Source organism: Phytoamicus setariae (assembly GCF_016722925.1).
Taxonomy (GTDB): domain Bacteria; phylum Pseudomonadota; class Alphaproteobacteria; order Rhizobiales; family Rhizobiaceae; genus Rhizobium_E; species Rhizobium_E setariae.
Genome location: NZ_JAEQNC010000011.1, coordinates 114636 through 138264, shown reverse-complemented (window position 1 = coordinate 138264; position 23629 = coordinate 114636). Strand labels below are relative to the sequence as shown.

Below are 23629 nucleotides of genomic sequence, written 5' to 3'. Positions count from 1 at the left end.
CATGGCCGGCTCGCGCGTCTTCTCGATTCCACCGGGCGCGCCGTTCCTCAAGGTTCTGGCGCAGGCGCTGGCGGAAGGTCGCCTGGTGGACGGTTTCCGGCTCGATCGCGCCGATCCGCTCAGTCTCGCGCGCGCCACCATCTATGTACCGACCCGCCGCGCCGCACGCGTTCTGCGGTCCGAATTCGTCGATCTGATGGGCGGCCGCTCGGCGATCCTGCCGGTCATCCGCCCGCTTGGCGAAACCGACGACGATGCCGGCTATTTCGACGCCCTTGACGATGCCGATCTCGACAGGCTGCCACCAATTACGCCGATTGCCCAGCTTTGCGAGCTGGCGCGGCTGATCCTCGTCTGGCGCAACCAGTTGCCGGCCATGCTGCGCAATATTCATAACGATTCGCCGCTCGTCGCCCCCGCGAGCCCCGCCGATGCGATCTGGCTGGCACGCAGCCTCGCCGAACTGATCGATGCGGTGGAAACAGAGGATGCCGGCTGGGAGGGCCTCAGGAAAATCGACCTTGGCGACCGGGCGCTCTGGTGGCAGCTGACCGGCGAATTTCTCAAGATCGCCAGCGCCTATTGGCCGGAGCGTCTGGCAGAGCTGCATCGGTCCTCGCCGGGACTGCACCGAAATGAAGCAATACGGGCAGAAGCACGTCGTATTGCTACGATCTCCACTGATCAGCCGATCATCGTTGCCGGTTCGACCGGCTCTATTCCAGCCACCGCCGACCTGATCGCAGCGATCCGCAGCCGGCCGTGTGGTGCGGTGGTGTTGCCCGGGCTCGATTTCGACATGAGCGAGGCTCACTGGCAATTGGCGGGGGCGGTAATGGACACCGGCCGCAAAAGCACCGACCCGGCCAGCCGAAGCCACCCTCAATACGGCCTCTTTCACCTGCTGCAGCGTCTGCAGGTCCTGCGCGACGATGTCGTCTCGCTTGCGGACGAGCCAGCAGATTTGCACATGCGCGCACGCGCCGTTTCTGTCGCCTTCACCCCCGCGGACGCCGATGTCAACCATCAGCAATGGCGGGAAAACGCGGGTCAAACAGGCATCGATGCCGCCTTCGCGTCGATGGCGCTTGTCGAAGCGGCAAACGAGCGCGAGGAAGCACTTGCGATTGCGGTTGCCATCAAGCTGGCACTCGGCGGACGCGACGACGACGTTTCGACCCAGGCCGCACTCGTCACTCCCGACCGAAATCTCGCCCGACGCGTTGCCGCCGAGTTAGCCAGATTCGGCATCGAAGCCGACGATTCATCCGGCACCCCATTGGCGTCGTCGCTGCATGGCGGGCTGGTCCAGCTGCTGCTGGAGGCAACCTTGCGGCCGGGCGATCCCGTGGCGCTGGCGAGCCTTCTCAAGCATCCGTTCGTCCGGCTCGGCTATTCCCAGGAAACGGCTGAGGATCTGGTCAGCAAGCTGGAGCTGCTGGTTCTGCGCGGCGGCACCGCGCTAGCCAATCCGGCCGCGCTGACCCCGCTTGTCACCCTCGCCTTCGGCGAACTTCGCAAAAACCGCTATCCCCGGCAGTGGCAGCTGTCACTGCTGGCCGACAGTGTGGAGCCGGCGCTGCTCGAACTCGGCCGACGCATCGAGGCTGCCGTCGAACCGCTCGCTGCCATGCTTGTACGCGACGAGAGCGCCGCGCTTCGTGCTAGCCACCCCGTCAGCGACTGGGCAGACGCCACCGGTCGTGCACTCGAAGCGTTTACGCGCGATGACCGCGGCAGCCTGGAGGCGCTCTGGTCAGATGAAGCCGGCACCGCATTGGCCGGGTTGCTGCGCGAGATGATCGAGGCCGGCGAGGCGCTGGAAGCCTCCGGCCCCCAATGGATCGACGTGGTGGCAGCACTTATTTCCGGGATCGGCGTCAAGCCCAAGGCGTTGGGCCATCCCCGGGTTTTCATCTGGGGGACGCTGGAGGCACGCCTGCAACAGGTCGACACCCTGATTCTCGGTGGCATGAACGAGTCGGTGTGGCCAGCACAGACCGCCAACAACCCATTCCTTTCCCGGGTAATGAAGACGGAAATCGGGCTCGAGCCACCGGAGCGACGGATTGGCCAGGCCGCTCACGATTTTGTCATGGGGCTGGGGACCCTCAAGTTGGTCCTGACCCGCGCGGTCAGGCAAGGCGGCGCACCGTCCGTCGCATCGCGCTTTCTCCAGCGCCTGCTGTCGGCCGCCGGCGACACCGTCACAAAAACCATCAAGGCCAACGGTGACTACTACCGCAACCTTGCGGGACTGGTGGACGAGGGCGCAAGTCAGGAATTCTCTCCCCGCCCTGAACCGCGACCACCCGCCGATAGCCAACCGAAGCGGTTTTCCTTCTCCGAAGCTGGAAAACTGCGGCGCGACCCCTATTCCATCTATGCACAAAAGGTCCTGAAGCTCGATACCGTAGCGGCATATAACGAGGATCCGGGTGCGCTGGAACGCGGCAATATCTATCATGCGATCGTCGAGGCATTCGTTCGGACCGGCAACGATCCACGTGCTCAAGGTGCTTTTGACACAATCAGCAACATCACCAACCAGGTGTTCGACGAGGCAGCACTTCCAGCGCATATCGATGCCGTCTGGCGGCCACGCTTTCTCGATACCGCACGCGAATTTCTCGCGCACGAAGCAGCAAGGCGACCCGAAATTCGGGACACGCATGTCGAAATCGGCGCCAGCCTTGCGCTCGATGGTGGGCTGACGCTCACGGGCCGGGCCGACCGGATCGACATCCGCAAGGACGGGCGCGCCGACATCATCGACTACAAGACCGGGTTGTCGCCCTCAACCAAGGAAGCAAGGTCCCTGCTCGACCCTCAGCTTTCTCTCGAAGCTGCAGTGCTCAAGGCAGGCGGCTTCAAGGACCTGAAAGCCTACGACACCGACAATCTGATGTATATCAGGCTGCGCCCCGGCCGCAATTTCAAGGTCGAGACCGTCAACAACGACAAATCGACACGAACCAAGCCGGAAGACATGAAGACCGCCGACGCGCTGGCACTGGATTCCCTTAGCCAGCTTATTAAGTTGACAACGGCGCTGGGTTCCGGTCGCGCCGGTTACAAGTCGCGGGTCGCGCCGTTCCGAGATCGCGATTATGGCGGAGACTACGATCATCTCGCCCGGGTGGTGGAATGGTCCAACGCCGATGCAGGCGGGGAGACGGACGATGAATGAGGCCCTGCTTGCGGTCGCCGATGCGGTGATCAGCGAAACAACACGGCTGCAGAATCTCGCATCCGGTCCGAACCGCTCAGTCTGGGTGTCTGCCAATGCCGGATCCGGCAAGACGCATGTGCTCACGCAGCGTGTCATCCGGCTGATGCTTGCCGGTACGCGCCCATCGGCGATTCTCTGTCTCACCTACACCAAGGCCGCCGCCTCGGAAATGTCGAACCGCGTGTTTGAACGGCTTTCGCACTGGACGTCGCTCGATGACGACGCACTGTCGACCGAGATTGCCGCAATGGAGGGCGAGGTCCCGAGCCGGCTGAAGCTGTCGGAAGCACGCAAACTGTTTGCCCGCGCGCTCGAAACGCCGGGCGGATTGAAAATCCAGACCATTCACGCGTTCTGCGAGGCACTGCTGCACCAGTTTCCGCTAGAAGCCAATGTCGCTGGCCATTTCAGCGTGCTCGACGACAAGGCCGCCGCGAGCCTGCTGTCCGAAGCACGCCGCAATCTCCTGAGCGCGACGCAAGCCGAGCAGAACGACAGCCTTGCCAAGGCATTCCACGAGGTACTCGGCACGGCCGACGAAAGCGGGCTTGACCGGCTGCTCGGCGATATCATTCGCCAGCGAAGCGCAATCGGCAGGTTCTTCGACTATGCGGCACGCAAGGGCGGATATCGCGAAACGCTGGCCAGCTTGCTCGGTATCCCACCCGGTGCCGACCTTGAAGACATCGCCAGCAAGGCCTGGCCGCTTCCTGAGGTCAATTCTGGGGCGATCCTGGACTATGTCGCTCTGGCCAATTCCAAGGGTGGGGTCAAGACGCAGGAAACCGCCTATCGGCTCGGCCTGGCCAATCGCGAGGAAGATCCGCTCAAACGCCTCGAACTGCTCAGGCTGGCTTTCCTCACCCTCAGCGAGACGCCATATGCGGATGTCAGCATTTTCTCGGCTGCGATGCGCAAGGCGGACGCCAATCTGTGCGAAGCGATCGGAAACTGCCGAACGTTCATTCATGACCTCTGGATGGAATACAAGACCTTCCGGATGTTCGAACTCACTGTGTCGGCGCTGACGCTGGCCGAGCATTTGATTGCCGGCTACGAAACGCTGAAGAAGGAACGGGGCTTTCTCGATTTCGAGGACTTCATCTCGCGCACCGAGGCCCTGCTGAAGAAGGAAGGCATCGGTCCCTGGGTCCATTACAAGCTCGATCAGGGAATTGACCACATCCTCGTAGACGAGGCACAGGATACCAGCCCCGCACAATGGGAGATCATCCGCTCGTTGACCGACGAGTTTTTCTCCGGGGAAAGCGCACGCATCATCAATCGCACAATATTTGCCGTCGGCGACGAGAAACAGTCGATCTATTCGTTTCAAGGCGCACGACCGGAGCGCTTTGCCAACGAACGGCGGGTGAATGCGGCGCGTGCCGAAGCGGGCGGACGTGAATTCCTGCCCGTCAATCTGAGACTTTCATTCCGGTCGACCGAGGATGTTCTGTCGGCGGTCGACCAGGTGTTCGACAATCCCGACAATGCACGGGGGCTATCGGCAGATAACGAGCCAGTCGCCCATGTCTCGCATCGGCTGGGTCATCCGGGATCGGTCGATATCTGGGAAACCATTGCCGAGGAAAGCACCGACGAGGACGACGAGGACTGGCTCGCGCCGTTCGACAGGCTTCCGGAGCGATCCGCAGCCAGTGAGTTGGCCAAACGCATGGCTGCGGCGATCCACGAACTGGTCGGCAAACATGCGATCGTGACCCGCAAAGGGGTCCGGTCGATAAGGCCGGGAGACATCCTCGTTCTGGTGCGCAAACGCGATGCATTCGCCGCTGCGCTGTCCCGCGAACTCAAGAAGGCCGGGCGGGTTCCGGTCGCCGGCACCGACAGGCTGGTGCTGGCGAGCCATATCGCGATCCAGGACCTGATGGCGCTCGGCAAGCTTGCTTTGCTCGCCGAGGACGATTTGTCGCTAGCGGCCCTGATCAAGTCACCGCTGCTTGATCTCGACGAAGATGCACTGTTCGAGATCTGCCGGCCGCGGGAGAACGGCGAAAGCGTCTGGCAACGGCTGAGCGGACTGGCAATCGAGCACCAGAAGTGGCGTGACGTGCACGCCACGCTCCAGCGTTGGCGGATGCTTGCGCGCCAGCATCGGGTGCATGATTTCTATGCGCTGCTGCTCGGCCGAGACGGCGGACGGCGAAAGTTCCTCGCCCGTTTTGGATCCGAAGTCAGCGATGTGCTTGACGAATTCCTCAATTTCGCGCTGGATCACGAGCAGGCGGGATTGCCCGGCCTTGCCTCGTTCATCGCCACGCTGGAGCGGGATTCGCCCGAAATCAAGCGCGAGCAGGACAAGGGGCGCGAGGAGGTCCGCATCATGACGGTGCATGCCTCCAAGGGGCTTGAAGCCCCGGTGGTCTTTCTCGTCGACGGCGGCGGCAAGCCCTTCGACAAGAACCTGTTGCCGAAACTGCGGCTAATCGAGAACGACAGGCTGCCATTGGCGCTGCCGGTCTGGTGCCCGTCGAAGGAATTCCAGAACCCCGCCATACATACCGACGATCTCCGGCTGGAGGCCGCCGCCGAAGAGGAATATCGCCGGCTGCTTTATGTCGGCATGACGCGTGCGTCGGATCGGCTCATTCTCTGCAGTTATCGCAAGAAGCGCGAGATCGACGGCACCTGGGCCAAGATCACCGCCGGATCCCTGGCCGCAGACGGTGAGCGCTGTCAGCCGGCGACGTTCCGCGCCGGCGGTCTGGAGTGGCAGGGGATGAAATGGCGCCACAACGCCGAGAGCGCCGCCGAACCTGTCGATGCCATCGGAGAGGAACAGGAACCCAAGGCTACGCTGCCGGGTGCGCTTTTCTCGCCGCTTCCGCCGCCAGTTCCGCTACCACGTCCGCTCGCGCCTTCCGGCGTGCACGTGGTGATCGACGAAGAAGACGGTGACCGGATCGTCGGCTCCGTCCTTTTCGCAGAACATCCGAAAGCGGCGATGGCGCAAATCCGCGGCAAGATCATCCACCGCCTGCTGCAATCGCTGACCGTCTTCCCCGCTGCCGAAAGGCGCGCCGCTGCAGACCGCTATCTCCTGCGATCCGTGCCGCGCTGGCCGGAACAAGACAGGCGCGCGCTCGCCGAATCGGTGCTGGGCATCCTCGCCGATCCCGAATTTGCCGGCCTTCATGCGCAGGGTTCGGAGGCTGAAGTGTCGATCATGGGCACCATCCGGCTCGGCGAACGGAGTCATGCGGTTTCCGGGCGCATCGACCGCATGGGTGTCAGCGGCAATGAGGTTTTCATCCTCGACTACAAGACAAATCTCGTAGCGCCTGCCGCCCGCGAGGCCATCCCCTTTGCCCATCGGGCGCAGCTCGCGCTCTACCGCGAAGTTTTAAAACCTATTTATCCGGGCAAAGATATCCATTGCCTGCTGCTCTACACCGAAGGGCCGGATCTTTATTCTCTTACGGATGTGGAACTTGAAAAAGCCCTGCTTGCACTTTCCGGCAAATGATTTACCCCATTGAAAACCGGCAGGGAAAGCCACACATAGCCTGCAAGTGAGATTTTCGGCGCGCCGCGCCACTGACAAGGAGAGTATCGATGGCAACCGTGAAAGTTGACGCCAGCAACTTCCAGAACGAAGTCCTCAATTCCGCCGAACCGGTCGTAGTCGATTTCTGGGCGGAATGGTGCGGCCCGTGCAAGATGATTGCGCCTGCACTCGAGGAAATTTCCGCGGAACTGGCCGGAAAAGTCAAGGTTGCCAAGCTCAACATCGATGAAAACCCGGAACTCGCCGCGCAGTTCGGCGTCCGCTCGATCCCGACACTGGCGATCTTCAAGAACGGCCAGGTCGCCGACATCAAGGTGGGCGCTGCCCCGAAGACGGCACTGAACGCCTGGATTTCCGGCGCCGCCTGATTCACGTGGAACGTTATAAGTATAAAAAAGCCCGGTCTAGAGCCAGGCTTTTTGTTGGGCTTTGATTATTCCGGCAGCGTTCCGTTGTCTTCCAGCACGGTGCCGGCGAAATACAGCGAGCCGCCGATCAGAATACGCGGCGGTCTGTCGCCCGGACGATGGAAGCTGGCGATCCGCCGCAGCGCTTCCTCGGTCGAGGTTACCGGCTCGGCCACCAATCCCGCATCTGCGGCATCGCTGGCAAGCGCCACAGGATCGAGTCCCGCATCGGAATTGCGTATACCAACCGTCAGCACTTCGCGGGCGATGCCTTCAAATGCCTCGAAATAGCCCTTCGGATCCTTGGTGTTGATCATGCCGGTCACGAGATAAAGCGGACGCGGGTCACGCTCCTCGAAGGCGACCATGGATTCGGCAACCGCACGGCCTCCATGCGGGTTGTGACCGCCATCGAGCCAGATTTCTGATCCCTCCGGCGCCAATGGCACGAGCTTTCCCGTCCTCAGACGCTGGAGCCGCGCCGGCCAGGATACCGATTTCATTGCCCGGGCAACGATTTCCTCGGTCATTGAAAAGCCGGCTGACTTAACCGCCCGGATCGCAGCCGCCGCGTTGGCAAACTGGTGACGACCGGGAAGCGCCGGCAGCGGCAGATCCATGAGTCCGTCCTCATCCTGATAGACAAGGCGGCCGCCCTCTTCGTAGGCCATATAGTCTTGTCCATAGATGGAGAGCGGGCTTTTCAGCCGCTCAGCGGTATCGACCAGCACTTCAAGTGCCGCCGGCTCGTCCTGCCGCCCGATGACAACCGGCCGGCCCGGCTTGATGATGCCGGCCTTGGCAGCGGCGATTTCCTCGATCGTGTTGCCGAGCCAGGATTGGTGATCGAGCGCCACCGGCATGATCAGTGAAGCCGCCGGATTGGCGAAGACATTGGTGGCGTCATACATGCCGCCAAGCCCCACCTCGATGATTGCCGCGTCGGCCGGGTTTTCGGAAAACAACAGGAAGATGACCGCCGTCAGGAGTTCGAACACCGTGATGTTCTGTTCCGCGTTGGCCTTTTCGACGCGCAGCACTGCGTCTAGCAGCGCCTCGTCGGACACCAGGCGGCCGGTTCCGCCGGCAACACCGATGCGATAGCGCTCGTGCCAGCGCACAAGATGCGGCGACGTGTGGACATGCGCCGACAGCCCTGCGGATTCCAGCAGGGCCCGCGAAAACGCAGTCGCAGACCCTTTGCCGTTGGTGCCCGCGACATGAATGACCGGCGGCAGGCGATCCTGCGGCCTGCCGAGATCCTCAAGCAGACGCGCAATGCGGTCGAGCGACAGGTCGAAGCCGCGGGGATAGAGACCGAGAAGCCGGTCGATTTCGCGCTCGGCGCGGCTTTCAGGAAGATCGCTCATGATCGCTCGGTCCCTTGGGATCAGGCTGCGACAGCCAGAGGTTCGGGCAAGCCCATCATCATCCGGCACAGCCGTGCAAGCGTGTCGGGAATGTCATGACGGTTGATCACCATGTCCACCATGCCATGCTCCAGCAAGTATTCCGATGTCTGGAAGCCATCCGGCAGCTTTTCGCGGATCGTCTGTTCGATGACGCGCTTGCCGGCAAAGCAGATTTCCGCACCCGGTTCAGCCATGTGGATATCGCCCAGCATAGCATAGGATGCAGTGACGCCGCCGGTAGTAGGGTTGGTGAGCACGACGAAATAGGGAAGACCGGCTTCCTTGAGCATTTCCACCGCCACCGTGGTGCGCGGTAGCTGCATCAGCGACAGGATGCCTTCCTGCATGCGCGCGCCACCCGATGCCGGGAAGATCACCAGCGGGCATTTCTCAGCGATCGCGCGCTCGAACGCCTTGATGATGGCTTCGCCTGCGGCAAGGCCAAGTGAGCCGCCCATGAAGGCGAATTCGTGGACGATGCCCACCATCTTGACGCCGCGCACCTTGCCCACACCGGCGAGAATCGTGTCCTCAAGGCCGGTCTTGGCACGGCCGTCCTTGAGACGATCGGCATATTTCTTGGAATCGCGGAAACGCAGGGGATCCTGCGCGACCTTTGGCTGCGGCAGGAGTTCGAACTGGCTGCCGTCGAACAGATGGTTCAGACGTTCCCTGGCCGGCATCTTCATGTGATAGCCGGAGCCCGGAATGACCCACTGATTGGCTTCCAGCTCCTTGTGGAACACCATCTCGCCGGTTTCGGGGCACTTGATCCAGAGATTGTCGGGCGTATCGACCTGTGGGCGTCCGAGCATCGAATTGATCTTCGGGCGGACGAAATTGGTAATCCAGTTCATATCATTGAACTCCTTTTCAGGACTAAAGCAACGGACGCCCTGACGGGATCAGATCCATTGCTCTCATATGGCGTTGTTATTCGGCAGCCGCAAGACGAGCAGCATGGACGCCGGAGGAAAGACCACGCACGAAGGTCGCGACAGCCTGGACGGTGTCTGGCGATGCCTTGCCTTCGCTGTCAAGCGAAGTTGCGACCTGGTTGACGATCGCCGTACCGACCACCACGCCATCGGCGGAAGCGCCGATCCGTCGCGCATGTTCGGCAGTCTTGACACCAAAACCGACGCAGACCGGCAGTGCCGTATGGCTCTTGATGCGCTCGACCGCAGCCGAGATTTTCGACGGATCGGGCAAAGCAGAGCCCGTAATACCGGTCATCGAGACGTAGTAGACGAAACCGGAGGTGTTGGTGAGAACCTTCGGCAGGCGGCGTTCATCCGTCGTCGGCGTGGCCAGACGAATGAAATTGATGTCACGCTTCAGCGCCGGGATGCACAGTTCATCATCCATCTCGGCCGGCAGATCGACGACGATCAGGCCATCGAGGCCGGCTTCCAGCGCTTCGTCCAGGAACCGCTCGACACCATAGACATAGATCGGATTGTAATAGCCCATCAGCACGAGCGGCGTCGTGTTATCGGTCTTGCGGAAATCGCGGGCCATCTGCAGCGTCTTGGCGAGCGTCTGCCCCGCCTTCAAGGCCCGCTGTCCCGCCAACTGGATTGCCGGACCATCGGCCATCGGATCCGAAAACGGTGCGCCGAGTTCAATGACGTCAGCACCGGCAAGCGGCAGTGCCTTCATGATTTCCAGCGACGTATCATAGTCCGGGTCGCCGGCCATGAAATATGTCACCAGCGCCGGGCGGCCTTCCGCTTTGAGATCGGCAAACTTTTGGTCCATACGCTTGGTCATATCAGAGCCCCATTCCCAGAATCTTGCCGACCGTGAAGATATCCTTGTCACCTCGCCCGGAGAGGTTCATCAGGATGATCTCGTCCTTGCCCATCTTCGGCGCACGCTTGATGACTTCGGCAATCGCATGGCTGGGCTCCAGCGCCGGGATGATCCCTTCGAGCCTGGTCAGAAGCTGGAAGGCCTCGAGCGCTTCATCGTCCATGATCGGCACGTATTCGGCACGGCCGATATCGTGGAGCCAAGCGTGTTCCGGACCGATGCCAGGATAGTCCAGACCAGCCGATATCGAATGTCCTTCGAGGATCTGGCCGTCTCCATCCTGGAGAAGATAGGTTCGGTTGCCATGCAGCACGCCCGGTGAGCCGGCCGTGATCGACGCGCAATGCTCGACGCCCTGCAGACCTCGTCCGCCGGCTTCCACGCCGACAATCCTGACACTCGCATCGTCAAGGAAAGGATGGAAAATGCCGATGGCGTTGGAGCCACCGCCGACGGCGGCGATCACCATATCCGGCAACCTGCCTTCCGCCTCCATCAACTGCTCCTTGGCTTCGGTGCCGATAACGGACTGGAAGTCGCGGACCAGTTCGGGATAGGGATGCGGGCCTGCTGCGGTACCGATCAGGTAGTAGGTGTCATCGACATTGGTCACCCAGTCGCGCAACGCCTCGTTCATGGCGTCCTTGAGCGTGCCATGACCGGCAGTTACCGGCTTGACCTCGGCTCCCAGCAGCTTCATGCGGAAGACATTCGGAGCCTGACGCTCGACATCGGTCGCGCCCATATAGACGACGCATGGAAAACCGAAGCGGGCAGCGACAGTTGCCGAAGCAACGCCATGCTGGCCAGCGCCGGTTTCAGCGATGATGCGGGTCTTGCCCATGCGCTTGGCCAGCAGGATCTGGCCGATGCAATTGTTGATCTTGTGCGAACCGGTGTGATTGAGCTCTTCGCGCTTGAAATAGATCTTTGCGCCGCCCAGATGCTCGGTCAGGCGCTCGGCGAAATAGAGCGGGCTCGGCCGGCCGATATAATGCGCGCCAAGGCTCTTGAGCTCAGCCTGGAATTCCGGATCGGTCTTGGCCTTGTCCCACTCCGCCTGCAGCTCGAGGATAAGCGGCATCAGGGTCTCGGCAACGAAGCGCCCCCCAAATATGCCGAAACGGCCGTCTTCGTCCGGTCCGGCGCGGAAGGAATTGGGTTTTGCGGCTTCGTTCACTTGGCTCTCCCTCAGGCCGCCTGCATTGCGCGACGCACGGCGGCGAAAAATTCGTCCATTAACTTCAGATCCTTGACGCCAGGGCTCGACTCGACGCCGGAGGACACATCGATCCCGCCGGGATGCGCTATCGCAATCGCCTCACCGACATTGTCCTTGTTGAGACCACCGGAAAGCATGTAATCGACATGCGCGTCAAGCGCGCCTAGCAGCCGCCAGTCGAAGCTGACGCCATTGCCACCAGGAAGCTCCGAATTCTTGGGCGCCTTGGCGTCGAAAAGCAGCCTGTCGGCGATACCGTCGTAAGCCTCGATGCGCTTGAGGTCGTTTGCCTCCGAGATCGAAAACGCTTTGATGACAGGCAGTCCGGTGACGGCCTTGACGTTCAAAACGCGGTCCGGGCTCTCCTTGCCGTGCAATTGAAGCATGTCAGGGCGGATGAGGTCGATGATCTCATCGAGTTCGTCGTTGTCGGCGTCAACAGAGACCGATACGATCTTGGCCTTGCCGCGCACCCGGTCCGCCAGCCGGCCGGCATCAACAGGCTCGATATGGCGAGGGCTCTTGGCAAAAAAGATAAAGCCGACATGCGTCGCACCAAGCGACAGGGCGTGATCAACCGCCTGCTCGGTCTTCAGTCCGCAGATTTTGACATCGAGTTGCATCTCGCCCAAGTCGCATGAAAAGCCGTCAGAGTCGAGCCCTCTTTGCGCCAAGATTGCGACGATTAAACGTCCACCGAACCGATCCGATCAGCCGAAATCATGGACATGCAGCATGGCGCCGTTGCGCTTCAGCCAGTGCTTGGCTTCCAGCGTCTTTGGGCACAGCCGCTCGCAGAGCGTCCAGAAGGCATCCGAATGGTTCATCTGCTCGAGATGGGAGACTTCGTGCGCCGCGAGATAGTCGATGACATAGGGCGGCGCCATGATGATCCGCCATGAAAAGCTGAGATTCCCATCATGCGAACACGATCCCCAACGGCTCTTTGTATCCTTGAGCGTGATGGCATTGATGCGCCGGCCTATTGTAGCAGCATGTGTTCGTGCCGAATATTCGAGATCCTTGCGCGCCTCAGCTTTCAAATAATCCCGCAGGCGTCGGCCGAGATGCTCTTCACTGCCCCCGACGCGAAGCACAGACTCACCGTCGATCACGATTGCTTCGGTCAATCCCCTCGCCTTGCCGGTCCGTTCGATGCGGTGCGCGACGCCGCGCAGCTGCACGTAACGGCCTTCCTCCAATCCGGCATTGCGCGGAAAGCGCGCTAGCCGCGTCATGAGCCATCCTTCATGGCGGGCGAGGAAATCATCGATCTCACGCTGGCGCAGCCCCAACGGCACCGTCATCTTCAGCGCCTTGCCGCCCGGCTCGATCCGCAAGGTCATACGGCGCGCCCGGCTATCCGGCTTGATGGTCAGCGAGATGGGACGCCCCGCGACATCGATGGTGCGCGTCGAGGGGTCGCTCGGGCGCTGGGGCTTCTGGAGAAATGTCAAACGGGAAAGCATCAACAACAGCTAGCAGATTCGTGCTGAAATAGAAAAGCCGGCGTTTTGCTGACGCCGGCCGGTCCACGATTTCGCGGAAATTATCCTGAAAAACCGTTCTGGGGATCAAGATCGGTCTTGCGGGCGTTGCGCTCACGCATGAAGCGATCGAATTCCTCCTTGTCGCGCGCCCTGCGAAGCTCGCGCATGTAGCTGTCGAAGTCGGCGCGCATTTCATCGAGCTTGCGGCGTTCTTCCTCGATCCGGTCGAGTTCCGCCCGGCGCCAGTCATCGAAAGCCGAATTGCCGGTAGACTGATGATGAAAACCCTGGTTGCGCCAGCGCCCGCCACGGCACGATCTCGCAAATCCATCCACCTTTTCATTGGCATCACGCTTGAACGCCTGCAGACGCTCGCCGAACAATATGTAAGCAAGCATTGCCAGTCCAAGCGGCCAGAAGACGACAAAACCCAGCACCATCAGGGCAATGGTTGCCGGCGTCCAGTCAGGCCGTATGAGAGCAGTGCGGTACATGTTTCCTTATCCTCGCGATAGCCCGGTCTGCCCATTGCAAACCAGTACAATCGATGTGGGAAGGAATTGGCCGCCTTCAAGATATCCTGCCTTGAAATCGGACAAGGCGCTGAAACATATCTTATATTTCGAAAGTGCAATAAGCGGGCGAAAAGCTCCCGCCACAAATTTGCCAGCGTCCACTACACCACTTGCTTTTGACGCTTTGCAGCCGGCCTCCTGAGCGGCAGGACGACCGATGTCTGTTCCGCCCGGCTCCCGCTGCGATGGGCATTGATGAAGCCCAGGATGCGCGGAGCGATTTCCTTACGGAAACGCGAACCGTTGAATACGCCATAGTGGCCGACATCCGGCTGCACATAGTGCATGCGGTTGCTGTCTGGAATGTTGACGCACAGCCTCTGCGCGGCTTGGGTCTGCCCGACACCGGAAATGTCGTCGTTTTCACCCTCGACAGTAAGAAGTGCGGTCCGGCGAATTTTCGAAGGGTCGACCAGGTGGCCGCGATGGGTCATCTCGCCCTTGGGAAGGGCATGGTGGATGAATACAGTATCGACGGTCTGAAGATAGAACTCCGCCGTCAGATCCATCACCGCGAGATACTCGTCATAGAATTCCCGATGCTTGTCGGCGGAATCGCCATTGTTCTTCACAAGATGCATGAAGAACTCCTTGTGGGCGACCAGATGCCGGTCGAGGTTCATCGACATAAACCCGGAGAGCTGCAGGAAGCCGGGGTAAACCGGTCGCATCACCCCCGGCTGAGGCCAGGGCACATTCATGACGACGTTGTCTTCGAACCACTTCAGCGGCTTTTCTTCAGCCAACCTGTTGACCGCGGTCGGATTGATACGGGTATCGATCGGTCCACCCATCAGCGTCATCGAGGCCGGCGCAAGGGGATCTTCCGCCTCCTCCATCAGTGCGACGGCGGCAAGAACCGGTACCGAAGGCTGGCAGACCGCCACGACATGGGTATCGGGCCCGAGGAAACGGATCATTTCTGTGACATAGTCGATGTAATCGTCGAGATCGAACCGGCCTTCGGAAAGCGGCACCATGCGCGCATCCTTCCAGTCGGTGATATAGACGTCTGCTGCCGGGAGAAGCGCCTCCACAGTGCCGCGAAGGAGCGTCGCGTAATGGCCCGACATGGGCGCGACCACCAGAACCTTCGGATCGTTGCCGTGATGCGGTGGAAGGCAACGTTCGAAATGCAGAAGATCGCAAAAGGATTTGGACCAGACCACCTTTTCGTGGACTGAAACATCGACGCCGGCAATCTGCGTCTGAGGAAGTTCGAAAGCGGGCTTGCCGTAGCGCCGGGTCACACGCTCGAATACCTCAAGGCCGGCCGCCAAGGATCGGCCCATAGCGGTGTAGGAAAGAGGATTGAATGGATTGCTATAGGCGACACGCATGTTTTCGGCCGTCGCCCGCCATGGAGCCATGGCAGCATGGCCGAATTCATAAAACTGATAGAACATTCAATTTCCATTCCATTTCAGGCACCAGTGGTCGTAGTAACCGACATAGTGTGCGCTGCAAGCGGTTCAATGCAGTGCAAGATTAGCAGCTTCGCGTTAACGGACAAGGAACCTGCTGCAAATGCGACTCTAGCATTTTTCACTTTATGTAACAAATGAGCATAGCGATCAGGGAATCGTGATCTGCGCTCCTATTTCTGACTCCGATAGCAGGCGTTCAAGCACCTGCATCCCCGATGATTCCAGCGTTCTTCGTTTGCAGCTTGCGAATTGCGGGGGAGTCAGAAAACCAATCAAACCATTGCAAGCCGTTTGATTTTGTTTTTTACCTGCAATATACAGTTATCACACAGCTATCGAGGAGGTCGAGTGCTGGGTGATCGCTATGCAGACTGGAGGGGATCCTGGAATGGCGCGGCAGAACACGGTTTTCAAGGAAGCCTACAATCGCTGCCTGGAAGATCTCGGCGGAAAGGACAGCCTGCCCTCCGAACCGGAACTCGGTGAAAAATACGGCATCAGCCGCACGACTGTCCGAGCGATCCTCTCGCGCATGCGCGATACAGGGCTGATTACCTGGGACAAGCGACAGAAATTAGTGCTGAGGCGCCCGCTCGATCAGGACTATTTTCCGGACGAAGAAACCAATTCGCTCAATGAAATCATTGAAAAGAGCTTCATGCAGCGAATCCTGACCGGCGATGTCGAACCGGGCATGCAAATCAACGAGGCTGAGCTTGCACGCGAAATCGGAGCCGGCGCCACCAGCGTACGAGAATTCCTGATACGGTTTTCGCGTTTCGGATTGATCGAAAAGCGTCCGAACAGTCATTGGATACTCAAGGGTTTTACTGTCGACTTCGCGCTGGAGCTATGCGAAGTGCGCGAAATGTTCGAACTGCGCTCGGCAACCGCCTTTGCCAAACTCCCGGTCAATCATCCAGCCTGGGCCGATCTCGATCTGATCGAAGACGAACACCGCGACCTGATCATCGACCTTGATAGTCGCTTCAAGGACTTTTCGCCCCTGGACGAAAAGTTTCATCTGCTTGTCCACAAAGCCTCGGGCAACCGCTTCGTCATCGATTTCTATGACGTCATCGCGTTTATCTTCCACTACCATTTCCAGTGGAACAAGAGCCAGGCCAGAAGCCGCAACGAGCGTGCACTGCGCGAGCATCTCGACTATATCGCCGCGCTGCGGTCACGCGATCCGCAGGAAATTGAGCGCGCATGCCGCCGGCATCTAAATTCCGCTCGCGAAACGCTTATTGATGCCTTGCCGCGCTAACGGCCACAGCCGCCAAGGCCTGCAAACGATGAACAGTTTGTCGATAGAAACGGGCTTGCGGATTTGCCATTTCTGACCAAATAACTCTTGAACAGAGTTCAAGAGAAGGAGACGAAGTTGGCCCAAACATCCGCTACGGTGACGACCGAGCATGCCAGCAAGTACTTGCAGCAGCTATGCAAGCACTGGTCCCATAAAATGACCGCCGAATTCGACGCACAGAACGGCCGGATTGATTTCCCCTCCGGCGCCCAGACATGGCTCACCGCAAGTCCGGACGCATTGCAGATTCGCATTGAGGACGGAACGACGGAGGATCTCGAGCGGCTGGAGACGGTCGTTGCGGACCACCTGAAACGCTTCGCTTTCCGCGAGGAGCTGGAGTTTGTATGGAAGCGGCAGAACTGACTCGCCAAAAGACTGACAAGGACAAGAGAATGCTCGAGAAGAATAACCGCAAGGCCGGCTTCCCCATCGATCCGGTATATCTGGAGCGCTGGTCCGCCCGATCATTTCGCCCTGAGGCGATGCCGGAGGAAGACCTGCTGACCATGTTCGAGGCGGCCCGCTGGGCACAGTCTGCCAGCAATCATCAGCCCTGGCGTTTCAGCTATGCGTTGCGCGACAGCGCTGAATGGGACAAGTATCTCGGCTTCCTGATCGACAGCAATCGCGCCTGGTCGCAGAATGCTTCGGCGATCGTCGTCGTGGTGTCGAAAAACCACACCATGCCGACGGATGGTTCCGAGCCGAAATACAATCGCACGCACGATTTCGATACCGGCGCTGCGACCCAGGCTTTTACGCTTCAGGCATCCCGTCTGGGCTACATCGCCCATCCAATGGCCGGCATCCACATCGACCTCATTCAGGAAGGCTTGGGCATCTCCAGCGAGCTTTACACGGTCGAATGCATGATAGCGGTCGGCCGGCTGGCACCCAGGGAAGAGCTTCCGGAAAAATACCAGCCGCGTGAAATCCAGAGCCAGCGCAAGCCGCTTGCAGAGATCGTCTTCAAGGGCGAGTTCAAATCTTAAGAAAGTGTTTCACGTGAATCCAAACGAAAACGCCGGGCAAAGCCCGGCGTTTCTGTTTGTCATCTGCAAAAGTCAGATGTCGAGATTGGCGACGCTCAGGGCGTTGTCCTGAATAAACTCGCGGCGCGGTTCGACCTCGTCGCCCATCAGGCGCGAGAACAACCCATCGGCGTCTGTCGCATCGTTGACGCGCACCTGCAACAGTGACCGAACATTGGGGTCGAGCGTGGTTTCCCACAGCTGCTCGGCGTTCATTTCGCCAAGGCCCTTATAACGCTGCATCGACAGGCCACGCTTGCCGAGGCCGAAAATCGCATCAAGCAGGGCGCTCGGTCCGGAAATTTCGGTTCTGCCTTCCTTGCGGATCAGCGTCGGCGGCACGGAGTAGATCTCGTGGAGACGCTCGGCCATCTGGTCGATGTGGCGGGCATCGGACGAACCGATAAGGGCCATGTCGATCAGCAGCGATTCCTTGACGCCCCGCACCATGCGCTCGAAGCGAAGATTGCCTTCATCGCTGATCGAGCCGCTCCAGCCACGTTCCGTCTCTTCGGCAATCATATCGAGCCGGCGCGAGATTTCGGTGATAACAGCATCAGCACGTTCGCGGTTGCTCATCAACTCGGCATTCAGCCCGCCAGCGATGGCTGCCTGTTCGATAAGGGCACGGCTGTAGCGCGAATGCAGGCCGCCAACCAGCGTCCGAAGCCGGAGCGCATCATTGACGATCTCGCGCAGGTCCCGGCCGGCGCGCATCTCGCCCGAACCGAGCGTCAGCGTCACGTCCTCAAGACCCGTATCGATCAGATACTCCTCGAATGCTTTCTCGTCCTTGAGGTAGGTCGAGGACTTGCCGCGGCTGACCTTATAGAGCGGGGGCTGGGCAATGTAGATGTGGCCGCGTTCGATCAGTTCCGGCATCTGGCGGAAAAAGAAAGTCAGCAGCAGAGTGCGGATATGGGCGCCGTCGACGTCGGCGTCCGTCATGATGATGATCTTGTGGTAACGCAGCTTGTCGGCGTTGAATTCGTCCTTGCCAATGCCGGCGCCGAGCGCTGTGATCAGGGTGCCGATTTCCTGGCTCGACAGCATCTTGTCGAAGCGGGCGCGCTCAACGTTGAGGATCTTGCCTCGCAGCGGCAGGATCGCCTGGTTTTCACGCGAACGGCCCTGCTTGGCGGAGCCGCCAGCCGAGTCCCCTTCGACGAGGAAAACTTCGGATTTAGACGGGTCTCGCTCCGAGCAGTCGGCCAGCTTGCCCGGCAGCGAGGCGATATCCAGTGCGCCCTTACGGCGGGTCAGTTCGCGGGCCTTGCGAGCCGCTTCACGGGCAGCGGCGGCTTCGACCACCTTGCCGACCAGAATCTTGGACTCGCCTGGATGCTCCTCAAGCCACTGGTTGAGTGCCTCGTTGACAAGATTCTCCACCACTGGCCGCACTTCTGATGATACCAACTTGTCCTTGGTTTGCGACGAGAATTTCGGATCCGGCACCTTTACCGATAGGACGGCCGTCAGACCTTCGCGGCAGTCATCACCCGTCAGGCCGACCTTCTCCTTCTTGAGGATGCCCGAACTATCGGCGTAACCGGTGATCTGGCGGGTCAGGGCTGCGCGGAAGCCGGCAAGGTGGGTGCCCCCATCGCGCTGCGGGATATTGTTGGTGAAGCAGAGCATGTTCTCGTGGTAGCTGTCGTTCCACCACATCGCGACCTCGACGGTGATGCCGTCCTTTTCGCTGCGGATTGCGATCGGCTTGTCGACCAGCGGCTTCTTGGCCCGGTCGAGATAAGCGACGTAGGCTTCAAGGCCGCCATCGTAAAGCAACTCATCCTGGCGAATGTCGGAATGACGCTTGTCCGTCAGCACGATCCGCACTCCGGAGTTCAGGAATGCGAGTTCCCGCAGCCGGTGCTCGAGCGTGGAATAGTCGAATTCGATTTTGGTGAAGGTTTCCGGGCTCGGCAGGAACGTGACCTCGGTCCCCGTCTCGTCACCGCATTCGCCGGTGACAATCAAGGGTCCGTCCGCATTGCCATGGGTGAAGCTCATCTCATGGGTCTTGCCCTTCTGGCGGATCTTGAGCTTCAATTTGACCGAAAGCGCGTTGACAACCGAAACACCGACACCGTGCAGACCACCCGAAACTTTGTAGGAATTCTGGTCGAACTTGCCGCCGGCATGCAGCTGGGTCATGATGACCTCGGCAGCCGACACGCCTTCGTCATGCATGCCTGTGGGAATACCACGGCCGTTGTCGGTCACCGTCACAGAACCATCCGCGTTGAGCGTCACCGTGACAAGGTCGGCATGACCGCCGAGCGCCTCGTCGATGGCGTTGTCGACGACTTCGTAGACCATGTGATGCAGGCCCGAACCATCATCCGTGTCGCCGATATACATACCCGGACGCTTGCGGACGGCATCGAGTCCCTTGAGGACCTTGATGCTGTCGGCACCGTATTCGGTGCCGTTCTGGACTTCTTCTTCAGATGATCCCGTCATGGAAACTTTCTCTTTTCAAACGTGCTCCCGTGGGCCTTGCGAGCCCCGCGAATCACTTCGCGTGAGGTGTCTTTGACTATAGAGTTTTTGCCCTAAACGCCAAACTATAGGCCGACGATTGCGGCGGAAAACGGGGTTCTAACGCCCATTTTCCCGGGTATTTGCGGCGGCGTTCAACAATTGCATCATTTCGCGGACCGTCTCCGGACGAAGCTGACGAATGTCCTGCGAAAGCCGGTTGGCGAAAGCCGTATATTCGGGTGCAAGCCCCGACGTATCCACCACCACGCGGGGGTGCGAAATCGACGCAACGCGAAAGAAATCGTCGGCCTCGTCCCATATGATATTCAGATAGCCGGCAGCCCGTTGCAGGAAATCGAAACCCGGCCTGCCCTTCTTACCATTCTCCAGCGCCGATAGATAGGCGGGCGACACGCCCAGTGCTTTCGCCATGGCCTTCTGCGTCAGTCCACGTTCCTTCCGGATTCGTCGCACCGTCACGCCGAAAGGCGTCATGGCCGATCTCCCCGCTTGGCGAGCCTGACATACAGGGCGCCTTCGCCCCCATGGTTCTGCGCCGAAGTCTCATAGGACGAAATCATGTGCCGGAACTCGGGCTTGCCGAACCACATCGGTACCGCCCGCTTCAGGGCGCCGTCACTGCCCAATGATGAGCCCTTGCCGGTGATGACAAGAACATGGCGCAAACCACGCTCATAAGCCCTGACGATGAAGCCCAGTAGCAGCGAATGGGCCTCCGACTGAAACATTCCATGCAGGTCGATGCGTGCCTCGAGCTGCAACCTGCCTTTGGACAGTTTACGCTTGACGGGGCGTTCAAGCGGCTGGTGCTGTCCCGGCGGCTTCTTTTCCGGTTTTCGCACCTGTTCCGGCTGGATCGCAGCGGCGGGCATAGCTGCAGCGACCTCCTCGCGCCCTTCGAGCAATTCGATCTCGAAGGCCTCGATATCTTCCATCCGGCCCGGCAAGGCTCGCGTGCTGCGCGCCACCTTGCCCCAGAGGATGCGATCTTCGTCAGTGAGCCTCTTGCCGCCACGCATCAGCGATACTCCGCCGCGACGCTCTTGGGGACCAGGATGTAGAAGTCCGCGTCGTTCTTGACATTGCCGGCGAGCACGCCCGCCGCATCGCCGGATCCGGTAAAGAGATCGCCACGGGCGGGTCCAACGATAGCAGTTCCCGTATCCAACGCCATCATCAACCGCTGGAAGGGTACGCCATCGGTCAAATGCGTCAGACTCGGGCTGTCGATATAGAACAGCGACGAGAATGTATGAATCTGCCTGTCTACCGCGATCGAGCGCATAGCCTCGAGCGGCACCTTGGCTGCCGCCACGGGGCCCAGGTGAATGTCTTCCACCGGCGCCTCGCGAAAGAAAATGTAGGATCGGTTCTGCCAGAGGATCTCATCCTGGCGCTGAGGATGATCCGCAAGCCATTGCCGGATCGACGCCATGGACACTTGGGCCAGCGGAATTTCGCCAATATCAGCAAGGTGTCTGCCGATACCCGTAAAGGGGTGACCGGCCTTGGCCGAATAGGTTATACGCCTGAGCGCGCCATCCCGAAATCTAAGCCGCGCCGCGCCCTGGACATGAGCGAAGAATACATCGACCCTCGATCTTGCCCAGGCGATTTCAAGGCCTCGGCCGGCAAGGGCGCCCTCATCGATCGCCCTCCGGTCCGGGTAGGGCCGGACGCCGCTTTCGGTCTGTTGGCCAAATGCATAGGTCGCGTCCAGAGCTTCCGGCCGGTTGGAGACGTCGAGATCGACAAGATCATCGGGCCGCAGATAGAAGGGGTAGCGCCAAATGTCGTCCGCTGTATCGGAGACTTCGACTTCCGGTTCATAAAATGCGGTGACGAAACCACTCGCTCCATCTTTTCTGCGGATCAGGAATGGCTGGAAATACTGTTCGAAAAACCGTCGCGCGGCGGCTGGCGACGCGGGCGTTGCCTCAACCGATTGCGAAAATACCGCCTCCAGCGCTTGCGAGGCGATGCCAAGCGAGCCGGTCTTGTAGGGCTTGACGTTGCGCATATGCCAAAGGCATCGGCCCATTGGACTGAAAAGGCTGGAAGGATCTTCATCCCTCCAGCCCGGAAGAGCGTCGAACGACACTTCTTTAAGCTCGTAGTCCATGCGGCCTCAGCCTTCGGATTGGGTGGATACCAATTTCCAGTTCGGATCTCGCGAGCGGATGTCGCGCGCGAATGTCCAGGTATCCTTCACTTCGGCGACCGTGTCGGCATTGCCCTCGACAATCTCGCCAGCGGCATTGTAGGTCGCGGAGATAAGCTGGCTGACGATGTTCATAGTGACGCTGACTTCGCTTCCTTCGAGGCTCCCCGCCGTCATTTCCGATTTCTCGATGCCGACGAAGGTCGATTTCACCAGCTCCCCTGCCTTCTCGCGTGCGCTGATGGCTGAATCGAAGCCCTCAAAAACCTCATTGGACAACAGATTCTTCAGTGTCTTCCTGTCGCCTTCGGCAAACGCCATGACCACCATTTCATAGGCGGCGCCGGCACCTTCAACGAATTGGCGCGGGCTGAAGGTCGGGTCCGCATCGAAGATCCGACGCAGCGCGCCGTTGAGCTCCGAGCCCACCGGTGCGAAACCGTCGATTTCCTCATAGCGATTTTCGGTATCGACCGGCGTGCGCCGCGGCAGCGTAATCACCTTGCCGTCGTCTGAAGGCTGGGCTGCCCGGCCAGCGTCGTTCTGAGAGAATGGATCATAGGGCGGCTTTTCGTTACCGGTCCTTCTTCCGAGCACGCTGCGAAGGTTGAGGAAGATCAACGCCGCCACGATGAGGAAGAACAAGGTGATAATACTGTCAGTGCCCATTTGCCTGCCTTGACTTGAGGTCTTAACTTTTCTGCTTCGCTTCCCATATAGTCGTGATTTGAAAATCATTCAAATAGCGCATCAGAGGGAATCGACATGCGATCCATAATTCCAGTGCTCGGCTTTCTGGCACTGCCCATCGCAGAGATCGCAGCCTTCATCTATGTTGGCCAGTCGATCGGCGTTCTCAGGACGATCGGGCTCGTCGTGCTGTCGGCAATCGTCGGCGTATCGGTCCTCCGCTACCAGGGCCTCAGCGCGTTTCGCAAGATCAACCGGGAAATTCGCAGCGGCCAGCCTCCGGAACAGGGTCTTGCCGATGGCTTCATGATCGCCATTGCGGCGCTGTTGCTCATCGTACCCGGATTTATCACAGATATCATCGGCCTGCTGTTGTTGGTGCCGCCACTCAGGCGTATGATCTGGATATATGCCAGCCGCAACATGCGCGTCACGACCTACTATGGTGGCCACCGTCGCGGACGTCGTCGGCCGGATGACTATGTGGATCTTTCGCCCGAGGATTATCGCCGCGAGGACGATGCGCCATCGAATGGACCGCGATTGGACAAGCCCGACTGAAGCCATATCGCCAAGGGTTGTAAGCACTGCTCCGAAGTGCTAGATGGCTGAGCCCTTGGGGCCTATCGACATTCCTGCTTCGCGACATGCGCGAACCTTCAATGCCGATCGGATCCAGGGTCAGGCGCAGCTGCTCCGTATCGATTGATTTCCGGCGCTGGCGACACCGGACCGGCCGGATCGAGAAAGCCCTGATATGAAGAAGTTCCGAGCGGCGCATCGGCCAAGACCGACATCCGCCAAGAGGTAGT

General features: G+C 59.9%; 20 protein-coding genes. 7 read left to right on the top strand and 13 right to left on the bottom strand.

Translation table 11 applies throughout. The features are described 5' to 3' along the window. The first annotated feature begins 1 nt into the window (after position 1). The 3 genes from addB to trxA all read left to right on the top strand — a co-directional run bounded on the left by addB (position 2) and on the right by trxA (position 7132). On the top strand, positions 2-3190 hold the full coding sequence (addB, locus tag JJB09_RS19320) for a double-strand break repair protein AddB (protein WP_201662001.1): 3189 nt from the start codon (positions 2-4) through the stop codon (positions 3188-3190). Beyond that, positions 3183-6722, top strand: coding sequence for a double-strand break repair helicase AddA (addA, locus tag JJB09_RS19315; RefSeq protein WP_201661998.1), 3540 nt, complete (start codon positions 3183-3185; stop codon positions 6720-6722). The genes addB and addA overlap by 8 nt, the downstream gene beginning before the upstream one ends. A gap of 89 nt (positions 6723-6811) precedes the next feature. Continuing rightward, complete coding sequence (gene trxA, locus JJB09_RS19310; RefSeq protein ID WP_201661995.1) at positions 6812-7132, top strand: thioredoxin; 321 nt, start codon at positions 6812-6814, stop codon at positions 7130-7132. 65 nt (positions 7133-7197) lie between these two features. On the opposite strand, the gene JJB09_RS19305 is transcribed toward trxA, so the two are convergent. The 8 genes from JJB09_RS19305 to JJB09_RS19270 form a co-directional block, all read right to left on the bottom strand. Continuing rightward, entirely contained in the window at positions 7198-8565 is a 1368-nt protein-coding gene (locus JJB09_RS19305; protein ID WP_425523742.1) for a bifunctional folylpolyglutamate synthase/dihydrofolate synthase, read from the bottom strand. Further along, positions 8562-9440: an acetyl-CoA carboxylase, carboxyltransferase subunit beta gene (gene accD / locus JJB09_RS19300; protein ID WP_201661990.1), complete on the bottom strand. Its 879-nt coding sequence runs from the start codon at positions 9438-9440 to the stop codon at positions 8562-8564. The genes JJB09_RS19305 and accD overlap by 4 nt, the downstream gene beginning before the upstream one ends. A gap of 76 nt (positions 9441-9516) precedes the next feature. Then, a complete protein-coding gene (trpA, locus tag JJB09_RS19295) occupies positions 9517-10356 on the bottom strand; it encodes a tryptophan synthase subunit alpha (protein ID WP_201661988.1) in 840 nt (279 codons plus the stop codon). 1 nt (position 10357) lies between these two features. Further along, on the bottom strand, positions 10358-11578 hold the full coding sequence (trpB, locus tag JJB09_RS19290; protein WP_201661976.1) for a tryptophan synthase subunit beta: 1221 nt from the start codon (positions 11576-11578) through the stop codon (positions 10358-10360). Positions 11579-11589: 11 nt separating this feature from the next. Beyond that, positions 11590-12243: a phosphoribosylanthranilate isomerase gene (locus JJB09_RS19285; protein WP_201661973.1), complete on the bottom strand. Its 654-nt coding sequence runs from the start codon at positions 12241-12243 to the stop codon at positions 11590-11592. Between the two features lie 87 nt (positions 12244-12330). Next, complete coding sequence (locus JJB09_RS19280; RefSeq protein WP_201661971.1) at positions 12331-13089, bottom strand: M48 family metallopeptidase; 759 nt, start codon at positions 13087-13089, stop codon at positions 12331-12333. 80 nt (positions 13090-13169) lie between these two features. Continuing rightward, positions 13170-13604, bottom strand: coding sequence for a DUF2852 domain-containing protein (locus tag JJB09_RS19275; RefSeq protein WP_201661968.1), 435 nt, complete (start codon positions 13602-13604; stop codon positions 13170-13172). A gap of 182 nt (positions 13605-13786) precedes the next feature. Then, positions 13787-15091: a polyhydroxyalkanoate depolymerase gene (locus tag JJB09_RS19270; RefSeq protein ID WP_201661966.1), complete on the bottom strand. Its 1305-nt coding sequence runs from the start codon at positions 15089-15091 to the stop codon at positions 13787-13789. A 409-nt stretch (positions 15092-15500) separates the two neighbouring features. Between JJB09_RS19270 and JJB09_RS19265 the strand changes: the two genes are divergently transcribed. The 3 genes from JJB09_RS19265 (at position 15501) to JJB09_RS19255 (ending at position 17419) form a co-directional block, all read left to right on the top strand. Continuing rightward, the gene (locus tag JJB09_RS19265; RefSeq protein ID WP_201661964.1) at positions 15501-16382 is read left to right on the top strand and encodes a GntR family transcriptional regulator; all 882 of its coding nucleotides are present in this window, start codon (positions 15501-15503) and stop codon (positions 16380-16382) included. Positions 16383-16499: 117 nt separating this feature from the next. Next, positions 16500-16790: a DUF2218 domain-containing protein gene (locus JJB09_RS19260; protein ID WP_201661962.1), complete on the top strand. Its 291-nt coding sequence runs from the start codon at positions 16500-16502 to the stop codon at positions 16788-16790. A 29-nt stretch (positions 16791-16819) separates the two neighbouring features. Then, positions 16820-17419, top strand: a complete 600-nt coding sequence (locus tag JJB09_RS19255; protein WP_201661960.1) for a nitroreductase family protein — start codon at positions 16820-16822, stop codon at positions 17417-17419. 72 nt (positions 17420-17491) lie between these two features. Here the strand turns inward: JJB09_RS19255 and gyrB are convergent, their stop codons facing one another. The 5 genes from gyrB to JJB09_RS19230 all read right to left on the bottom strand — a co-directional run bounded on the left by gyrB (position 17492) and on the right by JJB09_RS19230 (position 22796). Beyond that, entirely contained in the window at positions 17492-19924 is a 2433-nt protein-coding gene (gene gyrB / locus JJB09_RS19250; protein ID WP_201661958.1) for a DNA topoisomerase (ATP-hydrolyzing) subunit B, read from the bottom strand. Between the two features lie 138 nt (positions 19925-20062). Beyond that, positions 20063-20440: a helix-turn-helix domain-containing protein gene (locus JJB09_RS19245; RefSeq protein ID WP_201661956.1), complete on the bottom strand. Its 378-nt coding sequence runs from the start codon at positions 20438-20440 to the stop codon at positions 20063-20065. Further along, positions 20437-20985: a Smr/MutS family protein gene (locus JJB09_RS19240; RefSeq protein ID WP_201661953.1), complete on the bottom strand. Its 549-nt coding sequence runs from the start codon at positions 20983-20985 to the stop codon at positions 20437-20439. Before JJB09_RS19240 ends, JJB09_RS19245 begins: the two co-directional genes overlap by 4 nt. After that, complete coding sequence (gene mltA, locus JJB09_RS19235; RefSeq protein WP_201661950.1) at positions 20985-22088, bottom strand: murein transglycosylase A; 1104 nt, start codon at positions 22086-22088, stop codon at positions 20985-20987. The genes JJB09_RS19240 and mltA overlap by 1 nt, the downstream gene beginning before the upstream one ends. 6 nt (positions 22089-22094) lie before the next feature. Beyond that, positions 22095-22796: a Tim44/TimA family putative adaptor protein gene (locus tag JJB09_RS19230; RefSeq protein WP_201661947.1), complete on the bottom strand. Its 702-nt coding sequence runs from the start codon at positions 22794-22796 to the stop codon at positions 22095-22097. A gap of 96 nt (positions 22797-22892) precedes the next feature. Between JJB09_RS19230 and JJB09_RS19225 the strand changes: the two genes are divergently transcribed. Further along, a complete protein-coding gene (locus tag JJB09_RS19225; protein ID WP_201661944.1) occupies positions 22893-23378 on the top strand; it encodes an FxsA family protein in 486 nt (161 codons plus the stop codon). Positions 23379-23629: the final 251 nt, after the last annotated feature.

Bases quoted from the DNA above. Each gene is read 5' to 3' on its own strand.
- JJB09_RS19230 (WP_201661947.1), bottom strand. From the start codon at position 22,796: ATGGGCACTGACAGTATTATCACCTTGTTCTTCCTCATCGTGGCGGCG.
- JJB09_RS19270 (WP_201661966.1), bottom strand. From the start codon at position 15,091: ATGTTCTATCAGTTTTATGAATTCGGCCATGCTGCCATGGCTCCATGG.
- trxA (WP_201661995.1), top strand. From the start codon at position 6,812: ATGGCAACCGTGAAAGTTGACGCCAGCAACTTCCAGAACGAAGTCCTC.
- JJB09_RS19255 (WP_201661960.1), top strand. From the start codon at position 16,820: ATGCTCGAGAAGAATAACCGCAAGGCCGGCTTCCCCATCGATCCGGTA.
- JJB09_RS19275 (WP_201661968.1), bottom strand. From the start codon at position 13,604: ATGTACCGCACTGCTCTCATACGGCCTGACTGGACGCCGGCAACCATT.
- addA (WP_201661998.1), top strand. From the start codon at position 3,183: ATGAATGAGGCCCTGCTTGCGGTCGCCGATGCGGTGATCAGCGAAACA.
- JJB09_RS19280 (WP_201661971.1), bottom strand. From the start codon at position 13,089: ATGCTTTCCCGTTTGACATTTCTCCAGAAGCCCCAGCGCCCGAGCGAC.
- addB (WP_201662001.1), top strand. From the start codon at position 2: ATGGCCGGCTCGCGCGTCTTCTCGATTCCACCGGGCGCGCCGTTCCTC.
- gyrB (WP_201661958.1), bottom strand. From the start codon at position 19,924: ATGACGGGATCATCTGAAGAAGAAGTCCAGAACGGCACCGAATACGGT.
- mltA (WP_201661950.1), bottom strand. From the start codon at position 22,088: ATGGACTACGAGCTTAAAGAAGTGTCGTTCGACGCTCTTCCGGGCTGG.
- JJB09_RS19285 (WP_201661973.1), bottom strand. From the start codon at position 12,243: ATGCAACTCGATGTCAAAATCTGCGGACTGAAGACCGAGCAGGCGGTT.
- JJB09_RS19265 (WP_201661964.1), top strand. From the start codon at position 15,501: ATGGCGCGGCAGAACACGGTTTTCAAGGAAGCCTACAATCGCTGCCTG.
- accD (WP_201661990.1), bottom strand. From the start codon at position 9,440: ATGAACTGGATTACCAATTTCGTCCGCCCGAAGATCAATTCGATGCTC.
- JJB09_RS19225 (WP_201661944.1), top strand. From the start codon at position 22,893: ATGCGATCCATAATTCCAGTGCTCGGCTTTCTGGCACTGCCCATCGCA.
- JJB09_RS19240 (WP_201661953.1), bottom strand. From the start codon at position 20,985: ATGCGTGGCGGCAAGAGGCTCACTGACGAAGATCGCATCCTCTGGGGC.
- trpA (WP_201661988.1), bottom strand. From the start codon at position 10,356: ATGACCAAGCGTATGGACCAAAAGTTTGCCGATCTCAAAGCGGAAGGC.
- JJB09_RS19245 (WP_201661956.1), bottom strand. From the start codon at position 20,440: ATGACGCCTTTCGGCGTGACGGTGCGACGAATCCGGAAGGAACGTGGA.